The sequence below is a fragment of the Algoriphagus antarcticus genome, from assembly GCF_002150685.1.
In the GTDB taxonomy this organism is placed as follows: domain Bacteria; phylum Bacteroidota; class Bacteroidia; order Cytophagales; family Cyclobacteriaceae; genus Algoriphagus; species Algoriphagus antarcticus.
The window spans coordinates 47283-67621 of sequence record NZ_MSSW01000044.1 but is presented as its reverse complement, the minus strand read 5'-3'; the positions used below and the strand labels follow the sequence as shown (position 1 = coordinate 67621).

General features: G+C 40.4%; 12 protein-coding genes. 9 read left to right on the top strand and 3 right to left on the bottom strand.

From position 1 onward, the window contains the following. Position 1: 1 nt before the first annotated feature. The 9 genes from BVH04_RS14735 (at position 2) to BVH04_RS14695 (ending at position 15019) form a co-directional block, all read left to right on the top strand. On the top strand, positions 2 to 1390 hold the full coding sequence (locus BVH04_RS14735; protein ID WP_086542227.1) for a LysM peptidoglycan-binding domain-containing protein: 1389 nt from the start codon (positions 2 to 4) through the stop codon (positions 1388 to 1390). A 123-nt stretch (positions 1391 to 1513) separates the two neighbouring features. Further along, the gene (locus tag BVH04_RS14730; RefSeq protein ID WP_086542226.1) at positions 1514 to 2611 is read left to right on the top strand and encodes a DUF4837 family protein; all 1098 of its coding nucleotides are present in this window, start codon (positions 1514 to 1516) and stop codon (positions 2609 to 2611) included. A gap of 23 nt (positions 2612 to 2634) precedes the next feature. Beyond that, positions 2635 to 4905, top strand: a complete 2271-nt coding sequence (locus BVH04_RS14725) for an NADP-dependent malic enzyme (RefSeq protein WP_086542225.1) — start codon at positions 2635 to 2637, stop codon at positions 4903 to 4905. Next, positions 4902 to 5498 carry a Holliday junction branch migration protein RuvA gene (gene ruvA, locus BVH04_RS14720; RefSeq protein WP_086542224.1) on the top strand — a complete coding sequence of 199 codons (597 nt, stop codon included), beginning with the start codon at positions 4902 to 4904 and terminating at the stop codon, positions 5496 to 5498. The genes BVH04_RS14725 and ruvA overlap by 4 nt, the downstream gene beginning before the upstream one ends. Positions 5499 to 5690: 192 nt before the next feature. Continuing rightward, complete coding sequence (gene sov, locus BVH04_RS14715) at positions 5691 to 12641, top strand: T9SS outer membrane translocon Sov/SprA (protein ID WP_240510942.1); 6951 nt, start codon at positions 5691 to 5693, stop codon at positions 12639 to 12641. A gap of 56 nt (positions 12642 to 12697) precedes the next feature. Next, on the top strand, positions 12698 to 13075 hold the full coding sequence (gene gcvH, locus BVH04_RS14710) for a glycine cleavage system protein GcvH (RefSeq protein WP_086542222.1): 378 nt from the start codon (positions 12698 to 12700) through the stop codon (positions 13073 to 13075). Between the two features lie 10 nt (positions 13076 to 13085). After that, positions 13086 to 13454 carry a VanZ family protein gene (locus tag BVH04_RS14705; protein ID WP_140160599.1) on the top strand — a complete coding sequence of 123 codons (369 nt, stop codon included), beginning with the start codon at positions 13086 to 13088 and terminating at the stop codon, positions 13452 to 13454. A 70-nt stretch (positions 13455 to 13524) separates the two neighbouring features. Further along, on the top strand, positions 13525 to 14202 hold the full coding sequence (locus BVH04_RS14700) for an energy transducer TonB (RefSeq protein ID WP_086542220.1): 678 nt from the start codon (positions 13525 to 13527) through the stop codon (positions 14200 to 14202). Between the two features lie 145 nt (positions 14203 to 14347). Further along, positions 14348 to 15019 (top strand): energy transducer TonB, encoded by a 672-nt coding sequence (locus BVH04_RS14695; RefSeq protein WP_086542219.1) that lies wholly within the window; start codon positions 14348 to 14350, stop codon positions 15017 to 15019. A gap of 51 nt (positions 15020 to 15070) precedes the next feature. On the opposite strand, the gene BVH04_RS14690 is transcribed toward BVH04_RS14695, so the two are convergent. The 3 genes from BVH04_RS14690 to BVH04_RS14680 are packed head-to-tail and all read right to left on the bottom strand — an operon-like array spanning position 15071 to position 20328. Further along, positions 15071 to 15952: a YicC/YloC family endoribonuclease gene (locus tag BVH04_RS14690; RefSeq protein ID WP_086542218.1), complete on the bottom strand. Its 882-nt coding sequence runs from the start codon at positions 15950 to 15952 to the stop codon at positions 15071 to 15073. Positions 15953 to 15966: 14 nt separating this feature from the next. Then, the gene (locus BVH04_RS14685; protein ID WP_169714443.1) at positions 15967 to 19260 is read right to left on the bottom strand and encodes a biopolymer transporter Tol; all 3294 of its coding nucleotides are present in this window, start codon (positions 19258 to 19260) and stop codon (positions 15967 to 15969) included. A 21-nt stretch (positions 19261 to 19281) separates the two neighbouring features. After that, a complete protein-coding gene (locus tag BVH04_RS14680; RefSeq protein ID WP_086542217.1) occupies positions 19282 to 20328 on the bottom strand; it encodes an NAD(P)/FAD-dependent oxidoreductase in 1047 nt (348 codons plus the stop codon). Between the last annotated feature and the right edge of the window lie 11 nt (positions 20329 to 20339).

Below are 20339 nucleotides of genomic sequence, written 5' to 3'. Positions count from 1 at the left end.
TATGAAAAAACTTTTGTTCAGAACCATCATACTTGCGCTTATCACATGTCTGATTCCACTGTCCAAAGTGTTTTCTCAGGATGATGAATCGGTAGCGGCAGCTCCGTTGCTTGACGAGGAAATTCTGCCAAATTATCACTACGAATACATTCCTGATTTCACTTACGAGGACATTAATCGTCGTGTAAAATCGATGGATCATGAAATGTACTTTGAGCTGAATGACCGAATTTTTTCCTTTATCCAATACTTTACTGTAAGAAATAGAGACTATACCAAAATGGTCTTGGCTCGTAAAGAGTTGTTTTTTCCGATGTTTGATGTGACGATGGCAAAGCATGATATGCCATTAGAAATCAAATATTTATCCATCATCGAATCTGGACTAGATCCTCAAATACGCTCTCGGGTTGGGGCTATGGGTCTTTGGCAGTTTATGCCAGCTACTGGAAGAATGTACGGCATGAATTCCAACAGTGAAGTGGATGACAGAATGGACCCGGAGCTTTCTACCGATGCTGCTGCTAAATATCTAAAATCTCTTCATCGCATGTTTGGGGATTGGGAAGTGGCTATGGCTGCGTACAATTGCGGCCCTGGCAATGTGAGAAAAGCAATCCGAAGATCTGGCGGCAAGAAAACCTTCTGGGGAATCTACAATTATTTACCGAGGGAAACCCGCAGCTATGTACCACAAGTACAAGCTATGCTCTATATCTTAAATCATCTGGAAGAGCATAATTTCCATCCAGAGGATCCCACATATGTAGTAGAATATGAGAAAATCCGTTTCGACAGAGCACTTAGTCTGGACAAACTTGCTGAGCTCACCAATCTTTGCGTAGCAGATTTGAAAACTTTAAATCCTGCGATAAAGAATAAAACTCTTCCTGAAAGCAATAGAAGCATGGCGCTTCGTATTCCGAAGTCGAAAGTCCCATACATCAAGCAAAACTTAGCTTGGCTGAATGATTCACTGAACAATGCACCCACAGTATTACTAGCGTCAACTGTTAAAGTGCGATCGGTAGAAACGCTAACACAAGAAATCAAACAAAACGGCACTACTTATAGAGTAAGATCTGGAGATGTATTGGGATCAATAGCCCAGCGTCATGGAGTTACCGTGACTCAGATCAAATCCTGGAATAATCTCTCTTCCAACCTGATCAGAGTTGGTCAGACGCTTAATATCAATTCCGGGATGTCGGGAAATGTTGCTTCCATTCAAACAAGCTCCTCAGGACAAACCACATACACTGTGCAGCCGGGAGATTCCCTGTGGATTATTTCCAGAAAGCATGAAGGGCTGTCGGTGGAACAAATTAAGCGATTGAATAACCTCAATTCCAACACCATTAAGCCGGGCCAAAAACTGATAATCGGCTGATTCAAAGCAAATCCCTCCCTAGTTTGTTAATTTTTTTTAACTAATGGCAATATTCAATCCGAAATAAGGATAAGTGTTTTTATGTCATTAATTTGACCTCATCCAAGAACCAAACGACCAAAAATGAAAACCTTTTCATCCATTTTCATAGCCCTAGTTATGGGTTGTATTTTAGCTTCCTGTGACTCTAGCGGAACTACTGCGGATAGCTCAAAACCAAAAGCAAGGGGAACAATCGGCGAAATCATCGTGGTAATAGACTCCGTAAAATGGGCTGGCCCTGTAGGAGATGAGCTAAAAGAGATTTTTGAATCCGACATTCCGGGAATGATTCGTTCTGAAGCAAAATTCAAAGTAAACACAGTGGATCCAAGAGCAATGACTCGTATTCTTAAAATGTCCACCAACATTATTTACGTCACTACTTTTGATGACAAAGGCTCTGCAAGTCAGGTAATTAATGCACAGTTCTCTAAAGAATCCAAAGAAAAAGCGATGAATGATGCCAATATTTATTCATTGAGAATCGAGGATGAATATGCGATTGGTCAGGAAGTATTGTATCTATTTGGAAATACTGAAGATCAACTTATTGAAAATCTTAAGGAAAATGGTGGACGACTACAGAATCTATTCGAAGTAAGAGAAAGGGGCAGATTGGAAAAAATTATTCTTGCCAGAAAAAACTCAGCTGCTGCTTTTGAAGCTAAAAAAAATCTAGGAATCGAAATAAATGTGCCTGCTTCCTATCAAGTGGCAAAGTCTGAAGACGATTTTCTTTGGGTAAGACAGATCACGCCAAGCGGAAACAGAGCTGACATAAGTTTATTTTTCTACGAAACTGATTACATCTCCGAGGAGCAAACATTCCCTGTAAACATCCTAGCACTCAGAGACTCTATCACAAAACAATACATTTTTGGTGATCCGGAAGACCCGACTTCTTATGTGGTATCTGAAAAACAAATCCCTCCAGCTTTCAGAAACATGACGATTAATGATAATTTTACCACAGAAATTAGAGGTTCCTGGAAAACCAACAACATCAGCATGGGTGGATCCTTCCTGGGTTACCTTATGGTTGATCAGAAAAAAGGAAAACTTTATTACATTGAAGGCTTCGTATTTTATCCAAATGAAATACACAGAGATGCCCTCCGTGAGATCGAGACCATTCTTCTCAACACCAACGTGAGTTGGACGGATGACCAGGGGGCCTAAAACCCAAATTATACTAGCTTTTTATGGCAATCAAAATCCGCAAGGAAGACGCACTTAATTATCATACGCAAGGTTCGCCTGGCAAAATTGAAGTAATCCCCACAAAGCCCCTTTCAAGCCAAATGGATCTTGCTCTTGCTTACTCCCCTGGGGTGGCAGAGCCATGCAAGGAAATCGCTGCGGACGTAGAAAACATCTATAAATACACTGCCAAAGGCAATTTGATAGGTGTGATTTCAAACGGCACGGCTGTTCTTGGCCTAGGTGACATAGGGCCAGAAGCGTCCAAACCCGTAATGGAAGGGAAAGGCGTTCTTTTCAAGAAATTTGCAGGGATTGACGTATTCGATATTGAGATCAATGAAAAGGATCCGAAAAAATTAATACAAATAATAAAGTCCCTTGAGCCTACTTTTGGCGGAATAAATCTGGAGGATATCAAAGCACCAGAATGTTTTGAAATAGAAACTGCACTCAAGAAGCAAATGAACATTCCCGTCATGCATGATGATCAGCATGGTACTGCGATTATATCTGGGGCAGCTTTGCTAAATGCACTTGAGATTGTAGAAAAAGACATTTCCCAAATCAAATTGGTAGTGAACGGTGCTGGAGCAGCAGCGATTTCATGTACTCGATTTTACATTTCTCTGGGGATAAAAAAAGAGAATGTTGTCCTTTGCGATATTGTCGGGATCCTGCGATCCGACAGAACCGACCTAGATGAGATCAGAAGAGAATTCTCTACAGAAAGAGACCTATATACTCTTACAGATGCTATGAAAGATGCGGATGTATTTCTTGGACTATCTGCAGGAAATATAGTAAGCCAGGATCAATTAAGACTAATGGCACCAAATCCGATTGTTTTCGCTTTGGCAAATCCTGATCCTGAGATCACTTATGATCTTGCAGTAGCTGCGCGTGAGGATTTGATCATGGCCACAGGTCGATCTGATCATCCTAATCAAGTGAATAATGTGCTTGGTTTTCCATACATATTCAGAGGTGCTTTGGACGTGAGAGCTACTTCGATCAATGAAGCTATGAAGCTTGCGGCCGCTGAGGCAATTGCCAAACTAGCTAAAGAACCAGTTCCAGATATTGTCAATAAGGCATATGGTGAGGACAAACTTGGTTTTGGCCGATTGTATTTGATTCCAAAGCCTCTTGATCCACGCTTGATTACTACTATCGCTCCTGCAGTAGCTAAAGCTGCAATGGACACAGGCATAGCAAAATATCCAATAAAAGACTGGGAAGCATATGAGCTGGAGCTTCAGGAAAGGATTGGCATTGACCAGAGACTGATGTCTGTGGTGATAGCCAGAGCGAAGAAAAATCCGAAGCGAGTAGTATTTGCTGAAGCAGACAATAGAAAAATCCTTAAGGCTGCTCAGATCATCCGAGATGAAAAGATCGGCGAGCCAATACTTCTAGGCAACAGAGAAAAAATATTATCTCTAATAGTGGACAATTCATTGGATCTGACAAACGTCACCATCATAGATCCAATGGAAGAAAAAGAGATGCTGAAGAAATTCACAAAAATGCTCTTCCAAAAGCGACAAAGAAAAGGAATGACAGTGGGAGATGCAGCAAGACTGGTCACGCAGAGAAATTACTTTGGTGCCTTGATGGTGGAATCCGGAGCAGCAGATGCTTTCATCTCTGGACTTACCCGTGATTACCCGAAAACTATTCTGCCTTCACTTCAGACTATTGGTGTGAAACCAGGAGTAAATCGTGTGGCGGGTATGTACATCATGAATACCCCAAAAGGCCCATATTTCTTTGCTGACGCTACAGTAAACTTGAATCCTACAGCAGAAGAATTGGTGGAAATCATTGGCTTGACTGCGGATGCTGTGAGATTCTTTAATGTTGAGCCTCGAATTGCGGTTCTTTCTTATTCCAACTTTGGCTCCGCCAAGGGGGATATTCCAGGCAAAATGGCCAAGGCAACTGCGCTAGCCCAGAAAAAATATCCAGACATAATAATAGAAGGTGAAATGCAGGCAAACGTAGCGATCAATGAAGACATCCAGCGTGAAATGTATCCTTTCTCCAAACTCATCAATAAGAGAGCAAATACGTTAATCTTTCCAGATTTGAGTTCAGGAAACATAGCCTATAAGCTTCTTGCAGAACTTGGAAACTCCGAAGCAATAGGCCCGATTTTGCTAGGAATGAACAAACCAGTGCATATCCTGCAGCTGGGTAGTTCGATTAGAGAAATCGTAAATATGGTAGCTGTAGCTGTAGTAGATGCCCAATCCACTAACAATCTATGATCGATTACCTAAGTGGAAAACTAGTATTCAAGGACCCTACCTATGTAATTATAGATGTAAATGGAATTGGATATCACGTGAAGATTTCTCTGCAAACCTACACTGAAATAAAAGATGAGGAGCAAATCAAGCTCCTCACCTACCTTCATATCAAAGAAGATGCGCACACACTTTTCGGATTCAAGCTGGAAGATGAAAAGCGCCTTTTTTTATTATTGCTTTCTATTAATGGAGTTGGACCGAGCACAGGCTTAATGATTCTTTCTTCGCTTAGTTCATCTGAAATAGAACATGCTATTCTGGCAGGAGATGTAGCTACCATCCAACACGTCAAAGGGATAGGAGCAAAGACAGCTCAAAGAATAATTTTGGAGCTGAAAGATAAAGTAGGCAAAGGTGGATCTGACACTTCCATAGCATCATTAGGATTCCTTAAATCAGGCAATAAAATCCGCGAAGAAGCGTTACAAGCACTAATAACGCTTGGTTTTCCGAAAGCCGCCGCAGAGAAAAATATAGCGACAGTCCTCAAAAAAACCACTGGAGAAATTTCGTTAGAAGATTTAATTAAAGCATCTTTAAAAACATCATAATTTTAAGTTGAATTGAACTTTTGGAGTGTACCCACTTTTTACGGGAGGAGGTTTCTCGGTAGTTGGCCTAAATTATTCATCCTCTTTGGTCTCCTACTAGCCTATTCCACTTCTGAGGCTCAACAAACCAATCCTGACAGTGTTCAGTCTCGGATTGATTCTTTGAATCTAAGGAGACTTACCCCCTCGTATTTGCTCTGGCAAAACCTGAGGACAAACCCCCTATTCCCCACACGCAACCCCTTTCTACAGTCCCAGACACCATTTTTACAAGCCAACCCTATTACTCAAAATGTAGAAGTAAAGGTAGATTCCACACTTCGCTATAACGTCGTGGATCAGATTGACACCGTCCGAGTGGGCAATGAGCAGGAATACGATTTCGAGCAATTTTCAAGAATCCAAGAATATAAAGTCAGGCAAGACTACTGGCGGAGCAGAGCACGCGGTGGCGATGGAGAAAGTGCAGTAGAAGGAAGAGGCCTGATTCCTCCACTGACTGTAAGCCCTTCTTTAGATAGACTATTTGGAGGAAGTGAAATAAACATCGTACCATCAGGATATGTAAACCTAGACTTCGGAGCTATTTTTCGACGTATAGATAATCCTACCCTTCCGATTAGACAACAGAGAAATGGAGGTTTCAATTTTGATCAGCAAATCCAAATGGCGGTAAATGGATCATTGGGTGAAAAAGTGAAAATCGGCGCCAATTTCGACTCAAATAATTCCTTTGACTTTCAAAACCAAATGAAACTAGAATTCAAAGGTTTCGAAGAAGATATCATCCAGTCCATTGAAATCGGAAATGTCAGTATGCCTGTTCAAAATAGATTGATACAGGGAGCACAGAATCTTTTTGGTGTTAAAACACAGCTCCAATTCGGCAAATTAGGAGTAACTGCAGTCGCTTCGACTCAGCGAGGACGTAGAGATAACTTGACGATTGATGCCAATGGTCAAGGCAGATCATTTGACATACAGGCTTCCAATTACGATGAAAATCGACATTTCTTTATCGGGCATTTTTTCCGCGACAATTACGAAAAATGGCTGAGAGGACTTCCTCAGGTACTTTCGGGTGTGAATGTGACTAGAATCGAAGTCTATATCATGAACCGAGCGGCAAATACTGAAACACTGCGAAATTTTGCAGCATTCATGGATCTGGGTGAAGGAAGAGTACTCTTAAACCCTACTAATCCTAATATTGGCCCGGGGAATCCTTCAGCACCAGCAGGGAATTCTGCCAACAATCTCTATTCAAACATATCAGGCAACCCCGCTTTTCGTCCATTTGATACAGGATCCAGAGCTATCGAAACAAGCTTAGGCATCCAGAAGGGTGTTGATTTTGAACAAATTAATGGCGCCCGTAAACTAGATCAAACAGAATATTTTTTCAATCCACAACTCGGCTATTTATCCCTTTTTAGAAGACTTCAAAATGATGAGGTTCTCGCAGTCTCCTACGAATACACCTATAACGGTCAAGTTTATAAAGTCGGCGAACTAACCGAAGATTATCAAAACATACAGGAAGATGAAATGATCTTCTTGAAGCTTCTTCGACCTGCTCGAATAAATACCCGTGTCCCTACGTGGGATCTAATGATGAAAAACATCTATAGTCTGAACGCAAATCAAATCACCCGAGATGGTTTTCAGCTTCAGGTAATCTATAGAGATGATCGGACAGGACTAGACAATCCTTCGCTTTTGGAGGGAGCAGAAGTTAAAGACCAACCACTGATTCGACTCACAGGACTAGACAATCTGAATCCACAGAACGATCCTGCCCCAGACGGAAATTTTGACTTTGTAGAAGGGCTCACCATTCTCACAGATCGAGGGCTTTTGGTGTTTCCAGTTCTAGAACCTTTTGGATCAAATCTTGAAAAATATTTCCTGCCTGGTGAGGTAGTACTCAAGGATAAATATGTCTATGACACACTATACCAAACGACTCAAGCTGATGCCGAGTTAGTCACACGGCTAAACAAATACTTCATCAAAGGGCGCTTGACTGCAGGCTCGGCAAGTGAAATCCAATTACCCGGTCTGAATATTTCTCCCGGTTCTGTGATTGTTCAGGCTGGTAATATCCCACTTACAGAAGGTGTTGATTTTACGATAGATTATAATGTGGGAAGACTTGTCATTATCAACGATGCAATCCTACAGTCTGGTAAGCAAATCAACGTTAGTTTTGAAAAAGCTGATTTGGTATCCTTCCAAACGCGAAGTTTACTGGGAACTAGGTTGGATTACTTATTCAGCGACAAGTTTACTATGGGAGGAACTTTCCTTTATTTAAATGAGAGACCAAACGTCACGAGAATTGCCACAGGCAGTGAAACGTTGAGAAATAGCATGTGGGGATTGGATGGAAACTTCAGTGATGAATCACGCTGGCTAACTAAAATGGCCGATGCTCTACCTTTCACAAGCACTAAAGAAACCTCACTCATCCAGTTAAGTGGCGAATTCGCACATTTGATTCCTGGCACTTCCAATAGAGTGAATGGCGAGCAGGCTTCATACATTGATGATTTTGAGGCAGCAATTACTCCTTATAACTTGGGTGGTGCTGCTAACCAAAATTGGAAATTGTCATCTACTCCTCAAACATTTGACGACAGGTTTGACCTGAGTAATCAGACTGAAGATAATCTTGGGTCTGCCTATCGCAGAGCCAGAATTGCTTGGTACAATATTGACAATATTTTCTATAGAGAAAGCGGCCAGGGAGTTCCAGCCAATATTACTCGTGAAGACCGTAGAAATCACTATGTAAGACGCGTAGTTCCCCAGGAAATTTTCCCTCAGCAAGATCGAGAAGTGATCGTCACGCCAGAACCTCTTTTTGAATTGGCCTACTTCCCAAGCGAGCGTGGAATGTATAATTACAATACAGATCTGACTACAGATGGATTTCTACCAACTCCTAAAAGAAATTATGGTGGTGTAACTAGGGCTATTACTACCGAAGTTGATTTTGACCGCACGAATATAGAGTACATAGAATTTTGGCTGTTGGATCCATTTATTGAAGGAGAAAATGGCCGTGTATTGGATGGTGTGTTTAACCAAAATAACACCACTGGCGGTAAGCTTTTCATCAATCTTGGAGACATCTCCGAAGATGTGATGAAAGATGGGCGCCATTCCTTCGAAAATGGTCTTCCTGCCGATGGCGACCCAGCCGAAACGGGGCAAAACGAATGGGGAAGAATTACCCGTGAGCAATTTCTTCTACCTGCTTTTGACAATTCCGAAACGTCCAGACAGAATCAGGACGTAGGCCTAGACGGATTGAAAAATGAAGATGAAGCGGCCTATTTCGGTTCTGTTTTTCTAAATCGTCTCAATGTAAACGCAACAGCCAGAAATCAAATTCTTCAGGATGTTTCTTCCGATTTGTTCAAATATTATCTAAGCGAAAATTTTGACCAAGAAGATGCCAAAATATTAGAACGATACAAGAAGTTCAATGGCATGGAAGGCAATACACCCGTAACCGCCAATGAAAATCTTCCATATACACCTTCAGGATCAAACACACCCGATAACGAAGACTTAAACACTGATAATACCATCAACGAACTGGAGAATTACTATTCTTACGAGATGGATCTGAAGCCAGGCAACTTAGTGGTAGGACAAAATTACATTGTGGACAAAACCACCCATAATGAAGGCGGGGAAAATGTAGACTGGTATTTGTTCCGGATTCCTGTTCGTCAGCCCGATCGTGTCGAAGGTGACATCACGGGATTCAAGTCTATCCGCTGGATTAGAACTTATTTGACTGATTTTGAGCAGCCAGTCGTGCTCAGAATGGCTAATTTCCGAATGGTTGGAAGTCAGTGGCGAGTATTTCAAGAATCTCTTTTCGAGAGAGGTCTTTTCGAAATCCCAGAGCCGGACAATTCTAACGTGACAGTAGATGTGGTGAGTATCGAAGAAAACAGTCAGGGAAGCGCTACCGAAAGCCCTTATGTGCTGCCTCCGGGCATCAATAGAGACCGTGACAATACTTCGACTGTTGAGCGAAGACTAAATGAGCAATCCCTTCGGGTGTGTGTAGAAGATCTAGGCGCAAAAGACGCTAGAGCTGTATTCAAAAATGTGACTTTAGACTTGGTACAGTTTGAGCGAATCAAAATGTTCCTGCACGCCGACAGTGAGGATGCCATGGATGGTGAAATCAATGCATTCCTGAGATTAGGCACGGACTACACAGATAACTATTACGAGATCGAGGTTCCTCTTTTGATTACTCCTAAAGGAACAAGAGATCCTGGTCAGATATGGCCAGCAGCCAATGAAATTGATATTGCAATACAAGATATTGTCGGGGTAAAAGTAGAACGTGACAACAAGCAAGTACCGCTGAACATTCCTTTTTCGCAGCAAATAGGCATATACACGGTAACTGTAGTAGGTCGCCCTGAATTGAGTCAGTCCCAATCTTCGATGATTGGAGTAAGAAATCCCGGAACCAATGGAGGAGGTAGTCGCAGCATCTGTATTTGGGCAAATGAGCTTAGGGTGACGGGCTTTACCAAATCAAATGGCTGGGCAGCAAATGCATTAATGAATGTAAAAATCGCAGATGTAGCGGTTGTCTCGGGATCAATCAGACACAATTCAATAGGCTTTGGAGGATTGGAAACAAGACTTTCTGAACGATCCAGACAAGCAACCACCCAGTATGACATTTCTACCAATGTAGAAATTCACAAGCTACTACCGGAAGCTTTGGGAATCAGTATTCCAATGTATTTATCTATAGAAAATAGTACGACGAAGCCAGAGTACGATCCTTTAAATCCTGATGTGCCTTTTGAAGTGGCCTTGCAAAAATTCGATACTCAGGATCAAAAAGATGAGTATCGAAACATTGCATTGGAGCAAGTGAACCGCAAAAACATAAGTTTCAATAATGTGCGGAAAATCAAAACTAATCCTGAAGCAAAAAGCAATTTCTACGACCTAAGCAATTTATCATTTTCATATGCTTTTGGCTTTATGAACCAGACCAATGCACAAATTCAGGAATATAGCTACAAAACTTATCGAGGAAACGTCACTTATAGCTTCCAGCCAAAACCTATTACCATAGAGCCATTCAAAAATTCAGCTTTCCTAGATTCCCCTTATTTAAAATTAATCAAAGATTTCAACCTGAATCTATCCCCTACTCTGGTATTAGCCAGATTGGATATTGATCGAAAGTATTTAAGATCTCAGTATAGAAATGATCAGCTCAGTACATCCGGAGTAGATCCTCTTTTCCAGAAAAGTTTTTTTATGAACCGCTTTTACTCGGTAAATTGGGATTTGACAAAAAATCTACGGGTGGACTATACAGGAAGTGTAATGGCTATAGTAGATGAACCTCAGGGCGATTTGGATACGGAGCAGAAATCTGATTCACTGAAGTACAATGCGTGGAGATTTGGCCGACGTACTAATTACAATCATAACATATCCATTAATTATACCCTACCGCTAGACAAATCCCCTCTCACAGACTGGATTAGAGCAGATTATAAATACACCACTACATATACTTGGTTGACCGGTGCTATAGGACAAAAAGATACGCTTGGTAACACCATTCAAAACACACGTGATCAGTCTCTCAACGGTAAGCTAGATCTAATCAAGCTCTACAATAAAAGCAAAAAACTAGCTGCACTAAATGCTCCCAAACGACCAAGTATTCCTGGTAGGCCTGGGACACAAGCGGAAGATACGGTAGGGACGCCCTTCACTAATAAGCTACTTAAAACACTTATGATGGTGAAGGAGGTCACTTTCAATTATGGGAAAATTGAAGGTACTTTCTTACCTGGTTATATGCCTAATACAGGACTTTTGGGAATGGATCGTGCATTTGAAAACCCCGGCTTGGCTTTCTTACTAGGTAGCCAGGACGCAGGTATAAGAAATGAATTTGCTCAAGCCGGAATAATGGCACCAAGTAGTGCGCTGACGCAGACCTTCAGTCAGAGTAGCGTAGTGAATATGAGGTTTGGTAGTTTAATAGAGCCTTTTCAAGACTTTAAAATCACCCTGAATGCTTCCAAAAGAGAAGTTGGAGATTATCAAGAAATTTTCAGGAATTCTATCGATAATCCTGGAGTTTACGAATCCATCAGCCCGAATAGATTGGGGGCATATAGCATCACAACGATTATGCTCGGAACCGCTTTTAGCAAGGACGGTTTTGATAATGTCTCGCCACTTTTCACCGATTTCGAAAATAACAGAGCAATCATCAAAAGCAGATTGGATGTAATGGACACTGGCGGAGAATATAGCATCAATGGCCAAACTGTATTAATTCCTGCTTTCCTAGCTGCCTATCGTGGTAAAGACCCTGCTACTTTCAACATGAATTCTTTTCCTAAGACACCTTTGCCAAACTGGCGATTGGATTACCGTGGACTTTCTAGAATAAAAGGATTGAGTGAAGTATTCAGTAGTATCAATATCACCCATATGTACACATCTACCTATGACGTGAGTAATTTCTCCAATTCCCTTCAATACCAGCAAGGACTGGAGCTTTACAACACACTTCAACAAATCCCAAGACCCACTCAAGTGAATGAAGTAGGGCAATTTATTCCAATATATGTGCTTAATCAGGTTGTACTCACGGAAAGATTTGGCCCGCTGATTGGAATAGATTTATTAACAAAAGACAGATTGAATATCGCCCTGATATACAATAAGGAACGGAACCTAGGCTTGAACTTCTCTAACTCACAAGTAACAGAGCAAAAAAGCAACGATTTTGGATTGACCTTAGGATATACCAAAGCTGGTATGAAAATCCCTTTCAAATTCCAGGGAAGGCAAACGGTTCTCAAAAATGACCTTCAGTTCAAATTGGATTCTAAGGTGGTTAGTACCAAACAAATTCAGCGGAAGATAGAGGAAGGTAGTACTGTAACGAGTGGTAACTTGAATATTTCAATAAGACCAACCATTTCATATCTGATCAATCAAAACCTAAATCTCACACTGTATTTCGACAGAACTATCAATGATCCCAGGGTGACTACAGCTTATAAGCGAACTTCCACAGCTTTCGGTGGGCAACTTCGATTTAATTTAGGTCAATAGATTTCATTCGTACCTGTTTCCTATTAATTTTGGCTCCGATATAAATAATTACAAACATGGATTTTCCTCAAGAACTAAAGTACACCAAAGACCACGAATGGGTTAAAATCGATGGTGATGTTGCAACTATTGGAATTACTGAATTTGCCGCAGGCGAACTAGGTGATATCGTTTATGTAGAAGTTGAAACAACAGGTGAAACATTGGACACCAATGCAGTTTTTGGCTCAGTAGAGGCGGTAAAGACCGTTTCTGATTTGTTTATGCCTGTCACAGGAGAAATTTTGGAAGTAAATCCTGATTTGGAAGATTCTCCAGAACTTGTAAATGAATCCCCTTATGAGAAAGGCTGGATGATCAAAGTCAAAATTACGGAAGAATTACCTTCTGACTTGCTTTCTGCAGCAGAATATGCTGAACTGGTAGGAGAATAAGTAAACCATTTTGAGATTAGGACTTGCTATAGTTTCGCTGATATTAATTGCCGTTGCCATGTTGACTCCGGGGGGTAATTTCCCTGACGCTTCCTTTAACTTCGAGGACAAACTAATTCACTTCGTATGTTTTGGCACGTTGAGTTTTCTTTGGTGTGGAGTAGGTGTGAAAAGAGTTTTTGTAAATGGCCTTCAGGGAAGAGTTCTTAAAAACTATTTGATTTTCGGTGTAGCCGCTGGAATAGTTTTAGAATGCGCTCAACTATATATTCCATTTCGATCTTTCGATTATATGGACATGATTGTCAATGAAATAGGTGGAGCCGCAGGTTTATTAGCATATTTTAAGATTCCGACAAGGGCGATTGGCTTGGATTAGTGCCTATTAATTATTAGAATTGTTAAACTGAAATAAAAGAAAAAATTAACCTTAATAAACCAAACTTATCATGGAAGCAAAAAAGACTCCCAGCGCTGATCTAACCAAAAGAACAGGAATGTTCTTGAATCTTGGTTTGGCAGTAGCTGTTGGTGCTACACTTGCTGCCTTCGAATGGAAGTCATTTGACGATGGTTCATTGAAAGACCTTGGTCAAGTAACTGACAACTTCGAAGAATTGCTAGATATTCCAATCACAGAGCAGCCACCACCACCACCACCACCACCAGTAGAGCAGCCTATCATTCAGGAGATTCCTGATGAGGTAGAGATCGAAGAAAAAATCGAAGTTAACTTTGATGTCGATGTAAAAGAAACTACTGTAATCAAAGAAGTGGTAATCGCTGAAGCTCCTGTAAAGGAAAAAGTTGATCAAATCTTTGACGTTGTGGAAACCCAACCAAATCCTCCTGGAGGAATGTCAGGTTGGAATCAATACCTTTCTAAAAACCTGAAATACCCTACTCAGGCTAGACGTATGGGTGTAGAAGGTACCGTAATCGTAGTATTCGTAGTAAACACCGATGGTTCTATTCAAGACGTTGAAGTTTTGAGAGGAATCGGCGGAGGTTGTGACGAAGAAGCGGTCAAAGTAGTAAGTGAAGCTCCTAAGTGGGAACCTGGAAAACAGCGTGGACGTCCAGTACGTACTCGTATGAGACTTCCGATTAGATTCAAACTTAGCTAATCATAGAGACCCGAGAAATCGGGTCTTTTTTTTGACTTCGTTTTAACGGCTTTTAGCTTAGTTAAAAAGTGTTAGTAGATTAGCATCAGCGAGTTATGAAGTGTAGATTATTAGAGTAGTGTTTCTAACCTCTAAATTTACACTCATGCAACACAAAAAAAACCCAAAGTTTGATCTCAAAAGATGGTCAGGCACATTGTTTAACTTGGGACTGGCAGTAACTCTCGGAGTAGTTTTGTTGGCTTTCGAATGGAAAGCCAAGGATCAAGCAACTATCAAGACATTTGATGGAATGGGAGATGATTGGGATAATATAGAAATTCCTGTTACCGTCCAAACACCTCCTCCTCCACCACCACCAGTTCCTATAGAGATAATAATCAAACCCGATGATATTGTGATAGAAAAACTCGCCGGTATCACCGTAGACATCAATACGACAGAAGATAAGGATATTCCAGAAGTAGTAATCTCTGCTCCTCCCAGCATTGAGAAAGTAGACAAGGTAGAGGAATACGTAGATGTTCAGGCGGTGTTCAAAGGCGGCATGGATGCTTGGTACACATATCTCAACAAAAACCTTAAGTACCCCTCGCAAGCAAAAAGAATGGGTATTGAAGGAATGGTAATAGTAAGATTCGTAGTCAACACCGATGGATCAATTCAAGATATAGAACTTGTGAGGACAATTGGCGGTGGATGTGATGAAGTGGCCAAGGAAGTTATACAAAATTCACCAAATTGGAACCCAGGTAAAATTGGAGGAAGAGCGGTAAGGTCTCGGATGACTATGCCGATACGCTTTCGATTGAACTAGCCTAAGAGATTACCTTTGATCAAAATAAATAGGGGCTGCATGCCCCTTTTTCTATAAAACGTTCAATGATTGTTCTTTCACTTTTTCAAGCTCATCTTTCATAAGGATCACATGCTTTTGCATTCCTGCATCATTCGCCTTGGAGCCGATAGTATTGATTTCTCTACCTATCTCCTGACTGATAAAACCCAGTTTTTTACCTTGGCTGGTTTCTTCATGCAGACACTTTGCGAAATACTGCAAGTGGGTATCAAGTCGCACGATCTCTTCGGTAATATCGAGTTTTTCGAAGTAATAAATCAATTCCTGCTCGAAGCGATTTGCATCAAAAGAATTCTCATCCAGCCATTCTTTGAAATGATTTCTGATCTTTTGTTTGATTCTATCTTTTCGATTGCCTTCTTCCTCCTCAATTTTACTTAAACCACTGGCTATGGTTTCAATATTCCCTTGAAGCTTTTTCTCTAAAGAATTCCCTTCGTCTTGTCTGAAGGAATCACATTTATTCAAAGCTATTGTCAGGACTTTTTTGATCTCCTCCCAATCTGCCTGATCATCTCTTTGCTCGCCAGTTACTTGCGTGACTACACTTGGAGATTGCAAAGCAAGTTTGAAAAGATCCTGAGAGTTATCATTTACATTGTCTGCAAGTTCTTTATACTTATGGTAAAACAGGTTAAACAAATCTTCATTAATGCTGACTGGCATTTCGGCAGAACCTTTAGATTGAAAATCAATCGAAATGCTCACTTTACCACGATCCAAAATGGATTGAACCAGATTTCTAATTTCTAGCTCTTTGTCATTAAACTGTCTGGGACTACGGATGGAAAGATCCAAAAATTTTGAATTGAGGGTGCGAACTTCCACCTGTATTACCATTCGCTCATCCTCAAATCCGGCATTTCCGAAACCGGTCATTGACTTGATCATAATAAAATTTGTAGTTAGAAATTAAAACCCAAAGTTACATAGAATCTTAAGTCTTCTGATTCATAATTTCGAATTGGTCTTGCCACGTCAAATTTGACATAATAGTTAAGCAAAACTGTACGTAATCCCGCGCCATAACTTTGTAGCCAAGGATTGTTGAAATTGTTCAGTACAATAGTAAAAGGAGATCCTTCTGTATTGATCACTTCCGTGTTTTGATCATTTACTCGCTCCCAAGGTGCCGAGTCGTTCCAGGCGGAGCCAACGTCATAAAATCCGATTAATTGGAAATTTCGAATAAAATTCGATGTGATATTCCCCCTAGTCAAGTAAGAGAATACAGGAATTCTCAGCTCAGCCGTGAATGTAACCATATTTCTACCGCGAATTTCATCGTAATCGTAACCTCTCAAATCCACAAAATCAGCAAAAAGAATATTTGAATTTTCTACACCTGAAGGATTTCTGATAGGTGAAGATTCAGGTCTATTGGATGGTGGTCGGTAAAACTCATTGAACAACCAATTATCCATTCCCCCCACAATATATGTCTGGGGATTATTTCCCATGAATGAACCTGCATATAATCTGGCAGCCAGAACAATATTCTTGTGGATGGTTCTATACTCTCTCAGATCCAGATAAAAATTACTAAATGAGCGTTCCTTATTACCAAAAGATTGATACTGTACATAACCAATTTTTCCTTTGAATCCAGTCTGTGAATAAAGTCCCAGAGGCTGTGTTCGATCATAAACAAATTCTGCTCTTCCTCCTACATAATTAACATCAAGACGATTTTGATCAGGATTTTGACCATTGATCAAGGAATCAGAATTCAAGTTGAAATATTGAGTTTTTGCTACAAAAGGTGAAAGGGAAACTTTTGAATTTGCATTCAACGGATATGAAAGACCTGCTTCCACTTTCGTCAGCACATATTTTTGATCAGTAATATCACCCTGATCATCAACCAGAATTGTTTTGCGATCAAATCTTCCTTTGAAATCCACTCTGCTTTTTAAATATTCATATTCAAAAAATAAATCCCCACCTGATTTAAAGTCAAGTGTAGTCATCAAGCCTCCATGAAATGCATGATTATCGAGCAAATCAGTCATTTTACCTGTAAGCCCAATCCCAAATCCCCTCAACGGATCTACCACAAATCGGGTATTTATATTATTTATAAAAAATTGCGGTTCCATTTGCTTTGGCCCTACCACTCTCTTTTTTAGGCTCTGCTTTCTAAAAGTTTCTAGCAGATTTGCTTTGGATTCAGAGACTGTTGCTTCAGTAGTGTTTAAATTATTCGGTAGATTATCGAAAGTATAATTATCGGTATTGATGCCATTTTTAGACTCAAAACTCAAACGCTTGAGATCGATGGAAGAGGTTGACTTCTTTGCCGTAGTATCTAGTTTTATCAATGGCTGAATAGTAGGATTCGGTTCCGGAGTCACCTGCGGTGGGTTTTCTTTTGCCTCCTTATCCTCTAACCTTCTTCTTGCAGCCATTCTTTCATTCAGATTTTTTGCCTGCTCTAGCTGTACTCTTGGAGTGCTTGGAGTGAATTGATCAGAATTAGAGAACCCTTCTACAACTAGATAACTCTCTCTTCCATCTCGGACCGAATAGGCCATTCTGTTCATTCGACTATTCACATCGAATGCTTCCAAACTTTTATTGAATGCAGAAATCTGATTAGAAACTTGATTTCCAATACTCATCCGCATCAGGTTATTTATGCCACTGAGATCGGAGAGGTAAACAATAGTGTTGTTATTTACCTTCCTCGGCCTTATGTTTTTGCTATTTGAATTGGTCAGCTGCTTCGTGACTATTGTATCAGTCACTTGCACCATATAGAGATTATAGTAATTGGGCAAAGAAGCTAACTCCAAATTTTTCCCCATCACAGAATCTGGCAGATTTGTCGCGTTTGAAGAATAAATTATAGTAGAATCATTCAGAAATACCGGTGTCAATTCATCAAAAGAATCATTGGTCAACCTTTTGCCTGCACCTCTGGCATTGAGGGTATAGATATCAGACTTCCCATTTGAAATAGCCGAAAGCACCATGTTTTTTCCTGTACTATTGAAGTCAAGGCTAAGGATTTGGGTAATATTCCTTAGGAATATTTTATCCTGATTTGACCCATCCAGTGATCTAAGTCGCAATGTGGTAAAGCCCCGTTTGAAAGAGGCAATGGCTATGTTTGCCGAATCTCTCCAAGCAATAATCGGAGATCTGAAATTAGCCTCCTGATCTTGCAAGGCCGTCCCTCCAGCAAAGATTGTTTGTTCTCGTCCAGAACTCACGTCTCTTACCTGAACTTTATATTTTCCGCCGTTATTGATTACATAAGCTAAATTAAGCCCATCAGGGCTAAATTTGATGTCATTTATTGCACCAATGAATCTCGGAGAAGTCTCTGCTACTGCCGCATCCCTATCAGGAACTTTGAAAGTCGAAGAAACTTTCTTATTCACATCTAAGTAATACTTTTTCCAATCTTCCGCGAAGGTTTTGTAGTTGAGACCTACTGTATTAGCTATACTGTTTTCTTCATTCCTATTTATCCTAGATAGATTTAGTATACTGGATATATACCTTCTGCCATATCTTTCGGCGATGTAATTCCATACGGATTGTCCAACTAGGGCAGCTTCTTTTTCTTTCAGTTTGAGTATTTTTGGATTTTGATCCTCTTGGATGTAATGCCTCACGAAATCATCCATTTCCCGACTCCATCCTTTTGCCAAATACAAAGCAATACCATCCACATACCACTCTGGAAAGCTATTCGTAAGATTGGACTGAAAAGCATCAGAGACAGAAGAGCCGTAAAGCATTTCCTCTATGATCACCTTGGTGATACCATAGATCAGATCTTGTTTAAACAAATCGACTTCACCTTTGTAAGCCACCTCTGCCAGTAGTCTATTGAAATTTGTTTGGCCTTGCTCATTATACTCTTCTTTGTTGAGATTGATATTGCTTTGCAAAAGCTCTTCTGGAGAGTTATAAATGTAAATTTTTGGCTTGGTGTAAGCGACATAACCAATCATCTGCGTGAGTCGATTAAACTCACTTTCCAGATAATCAATGGCCATCTTGGCATTTGCGCCACCACGGTCATAATAGTACACCTCAAAATTATTTGAGGAGTAATAATACCATTCAAATTGCTGGTTTTGAATTCTGTTTTTGCCAAATCGCTCCTGGTCAAACTGAGCAAGGGCAAAAAATGAATTTGACCATAACCCAGCAAAAACTATAATTCGGAAAAGGTGATATCGCATTCGATTTGCTGAAAGGTGTCTTTAAATATAATTAAAATACCGAGCTATGTCCACTTCCGAGTCAATAGCCTTATCATTTAGTAGATATGTTACCATTTGTTCACTGAAATAAGGAATAAGTGAAACACCCTTGGCTCCAAAACCATTGAATAAGTAAACGCCTACTTCAATAGGATGTTTTCCCAAAAATGGTTTTCTATCTCTCGTCGCAGGTCTAATTCCAGTCTTATGACTGATAATTTCCTCTACCGGAAGCCGAACCAAATCTGTCAATTTATCCAAAATCTCGGTTTTCGCAGCATTTGTAGCCCCTACGTCCAAATCATGCTTTGTATAAGTTGACCCTACCCGATGCATTCCATTTCCTAAATGAACTCTGAAAACTCCTCTGTTCACAACATAATCCGGAGTAAACTGTTGTTTAACTTCCAAAATTTCTCCCTTAACAGGATCAAACGGAAGATAATTGAAGAATCTGGAATTCTTCGCTCCTAAGCCATTGCAATAAATAATCGATTTAGCATTTAAATCACGATAATACCAAAATTCACCTTTACGTGAAAGCAAACTTTCTTCAAATTTTTCTGAAATCAATTCCTCCCTAAAATACGAAGTCATCGCATCAAGTAGATTGTTGATATTCAGCCAACCTGAGTTACGAAGCATAACCCCGCCGTAAGGATCCCTAAGAAATTCAGATTGACTTTCTGAATAAATCTTCTCCAAATACGATTCAAAGCCTGGATCAGCACTATGCCCCATCCATTCATTTTGCTCTTCGATAGTGAGAAATGGTCTGTAGATTGCCTTTTCCGTTAGAAAATTGCTTCCAGTAAGTTGTTCTAGCTCTTGATAAAACGGTTTGATCACGGGGAAAAGCAAGTCAGCTTTCCATGTTTTCACCATCTTCCTACCGGTCACAGGGTTGAAAAGTCCAGCAGCAACTCTACTCGAATTATTTGCTCCAGGCTCATCGATTATCCTGATTTTCTTACCAGCTTGCTTCAGTCTATAAGCCAGAGCTGTACCAGCAAGTCCCTGTCCAATGAGCAAAAAATCAATTTCCATAGCCCAAAATA

Excerpts from the sequence above, each read along its gene's own strand:
- BVH04_RS14695 (WP_086542219.1), top strand. The coding sequence starts at position 14,348 with ATGCAACACAAAAAAAACCCAAAGTTTGATCTCAAAAGATGGTCAGGC.
- BVH04_RS14735 (WP_086542227.1), top strand. The coding sequence starts at position 2 with ATGAAAAAACTTTTGTTCAGAACCATCATACTTGCGCTTATCACATGT.
- BVH04_RS14725 (WP_086542225.1), top strand. The coding sequence starts at position 2,635 with ATGGCAATCAAAATCCGCAAGGAAGACGCACTTAATTATCATACGCAA.
- ruvA (WP_086542224.1), top strand. The coding sequence starts at position 4,902 with ATGATCGATTACCTAAGTGGAAAACTAGTATTCAAGGACCCTACCTAT.
- BVH04_RS14730 (WP_086542226.1), top strand. The coding sequence starts at position 1,514 with ATGAAAACCTTTTCATCCATTTTCATAGCCCTAGTTATGGGTTGTATT.
- gcvH (WP_086542222.1), top strand. The coding sequence starts at position 12,698 with ATGGATTTTCCTCAAGAACTAAAGTACACCAAAGACCACGAATGGGTT.
- BVH04_RS14685 (WP_169714443.1), bottom strand. The coding sequence starts at position 19,260 with ATGCGATATCACCTTTTCCGAATTATAGTTTTTGCTGGGTTATGGTCA.
- BVH04_RS14680 (WP_086542217.1), bottom strand. The coding sequence starts at position 20,328 with ATGGAAATTGATTTTTTGCTCATTGGACAGGGACTTGCTGGTACAGCT.
- BVH04_RS14690 (WP_086542218.1), bottom strand. The coding sequence starts at position 15,952 with ATGATCAAGTCAATGACCGGTTTCGGAAATGCCGGATTTGAGGATGAG.
- BVH04_RS14700 (WP_086542220.1), top strand. The coding sequence starts at position 13,525 with ATGGAAGCAAAAAAGACTCCCAGCGCTGATCTAACCAAAAGAACAGGA.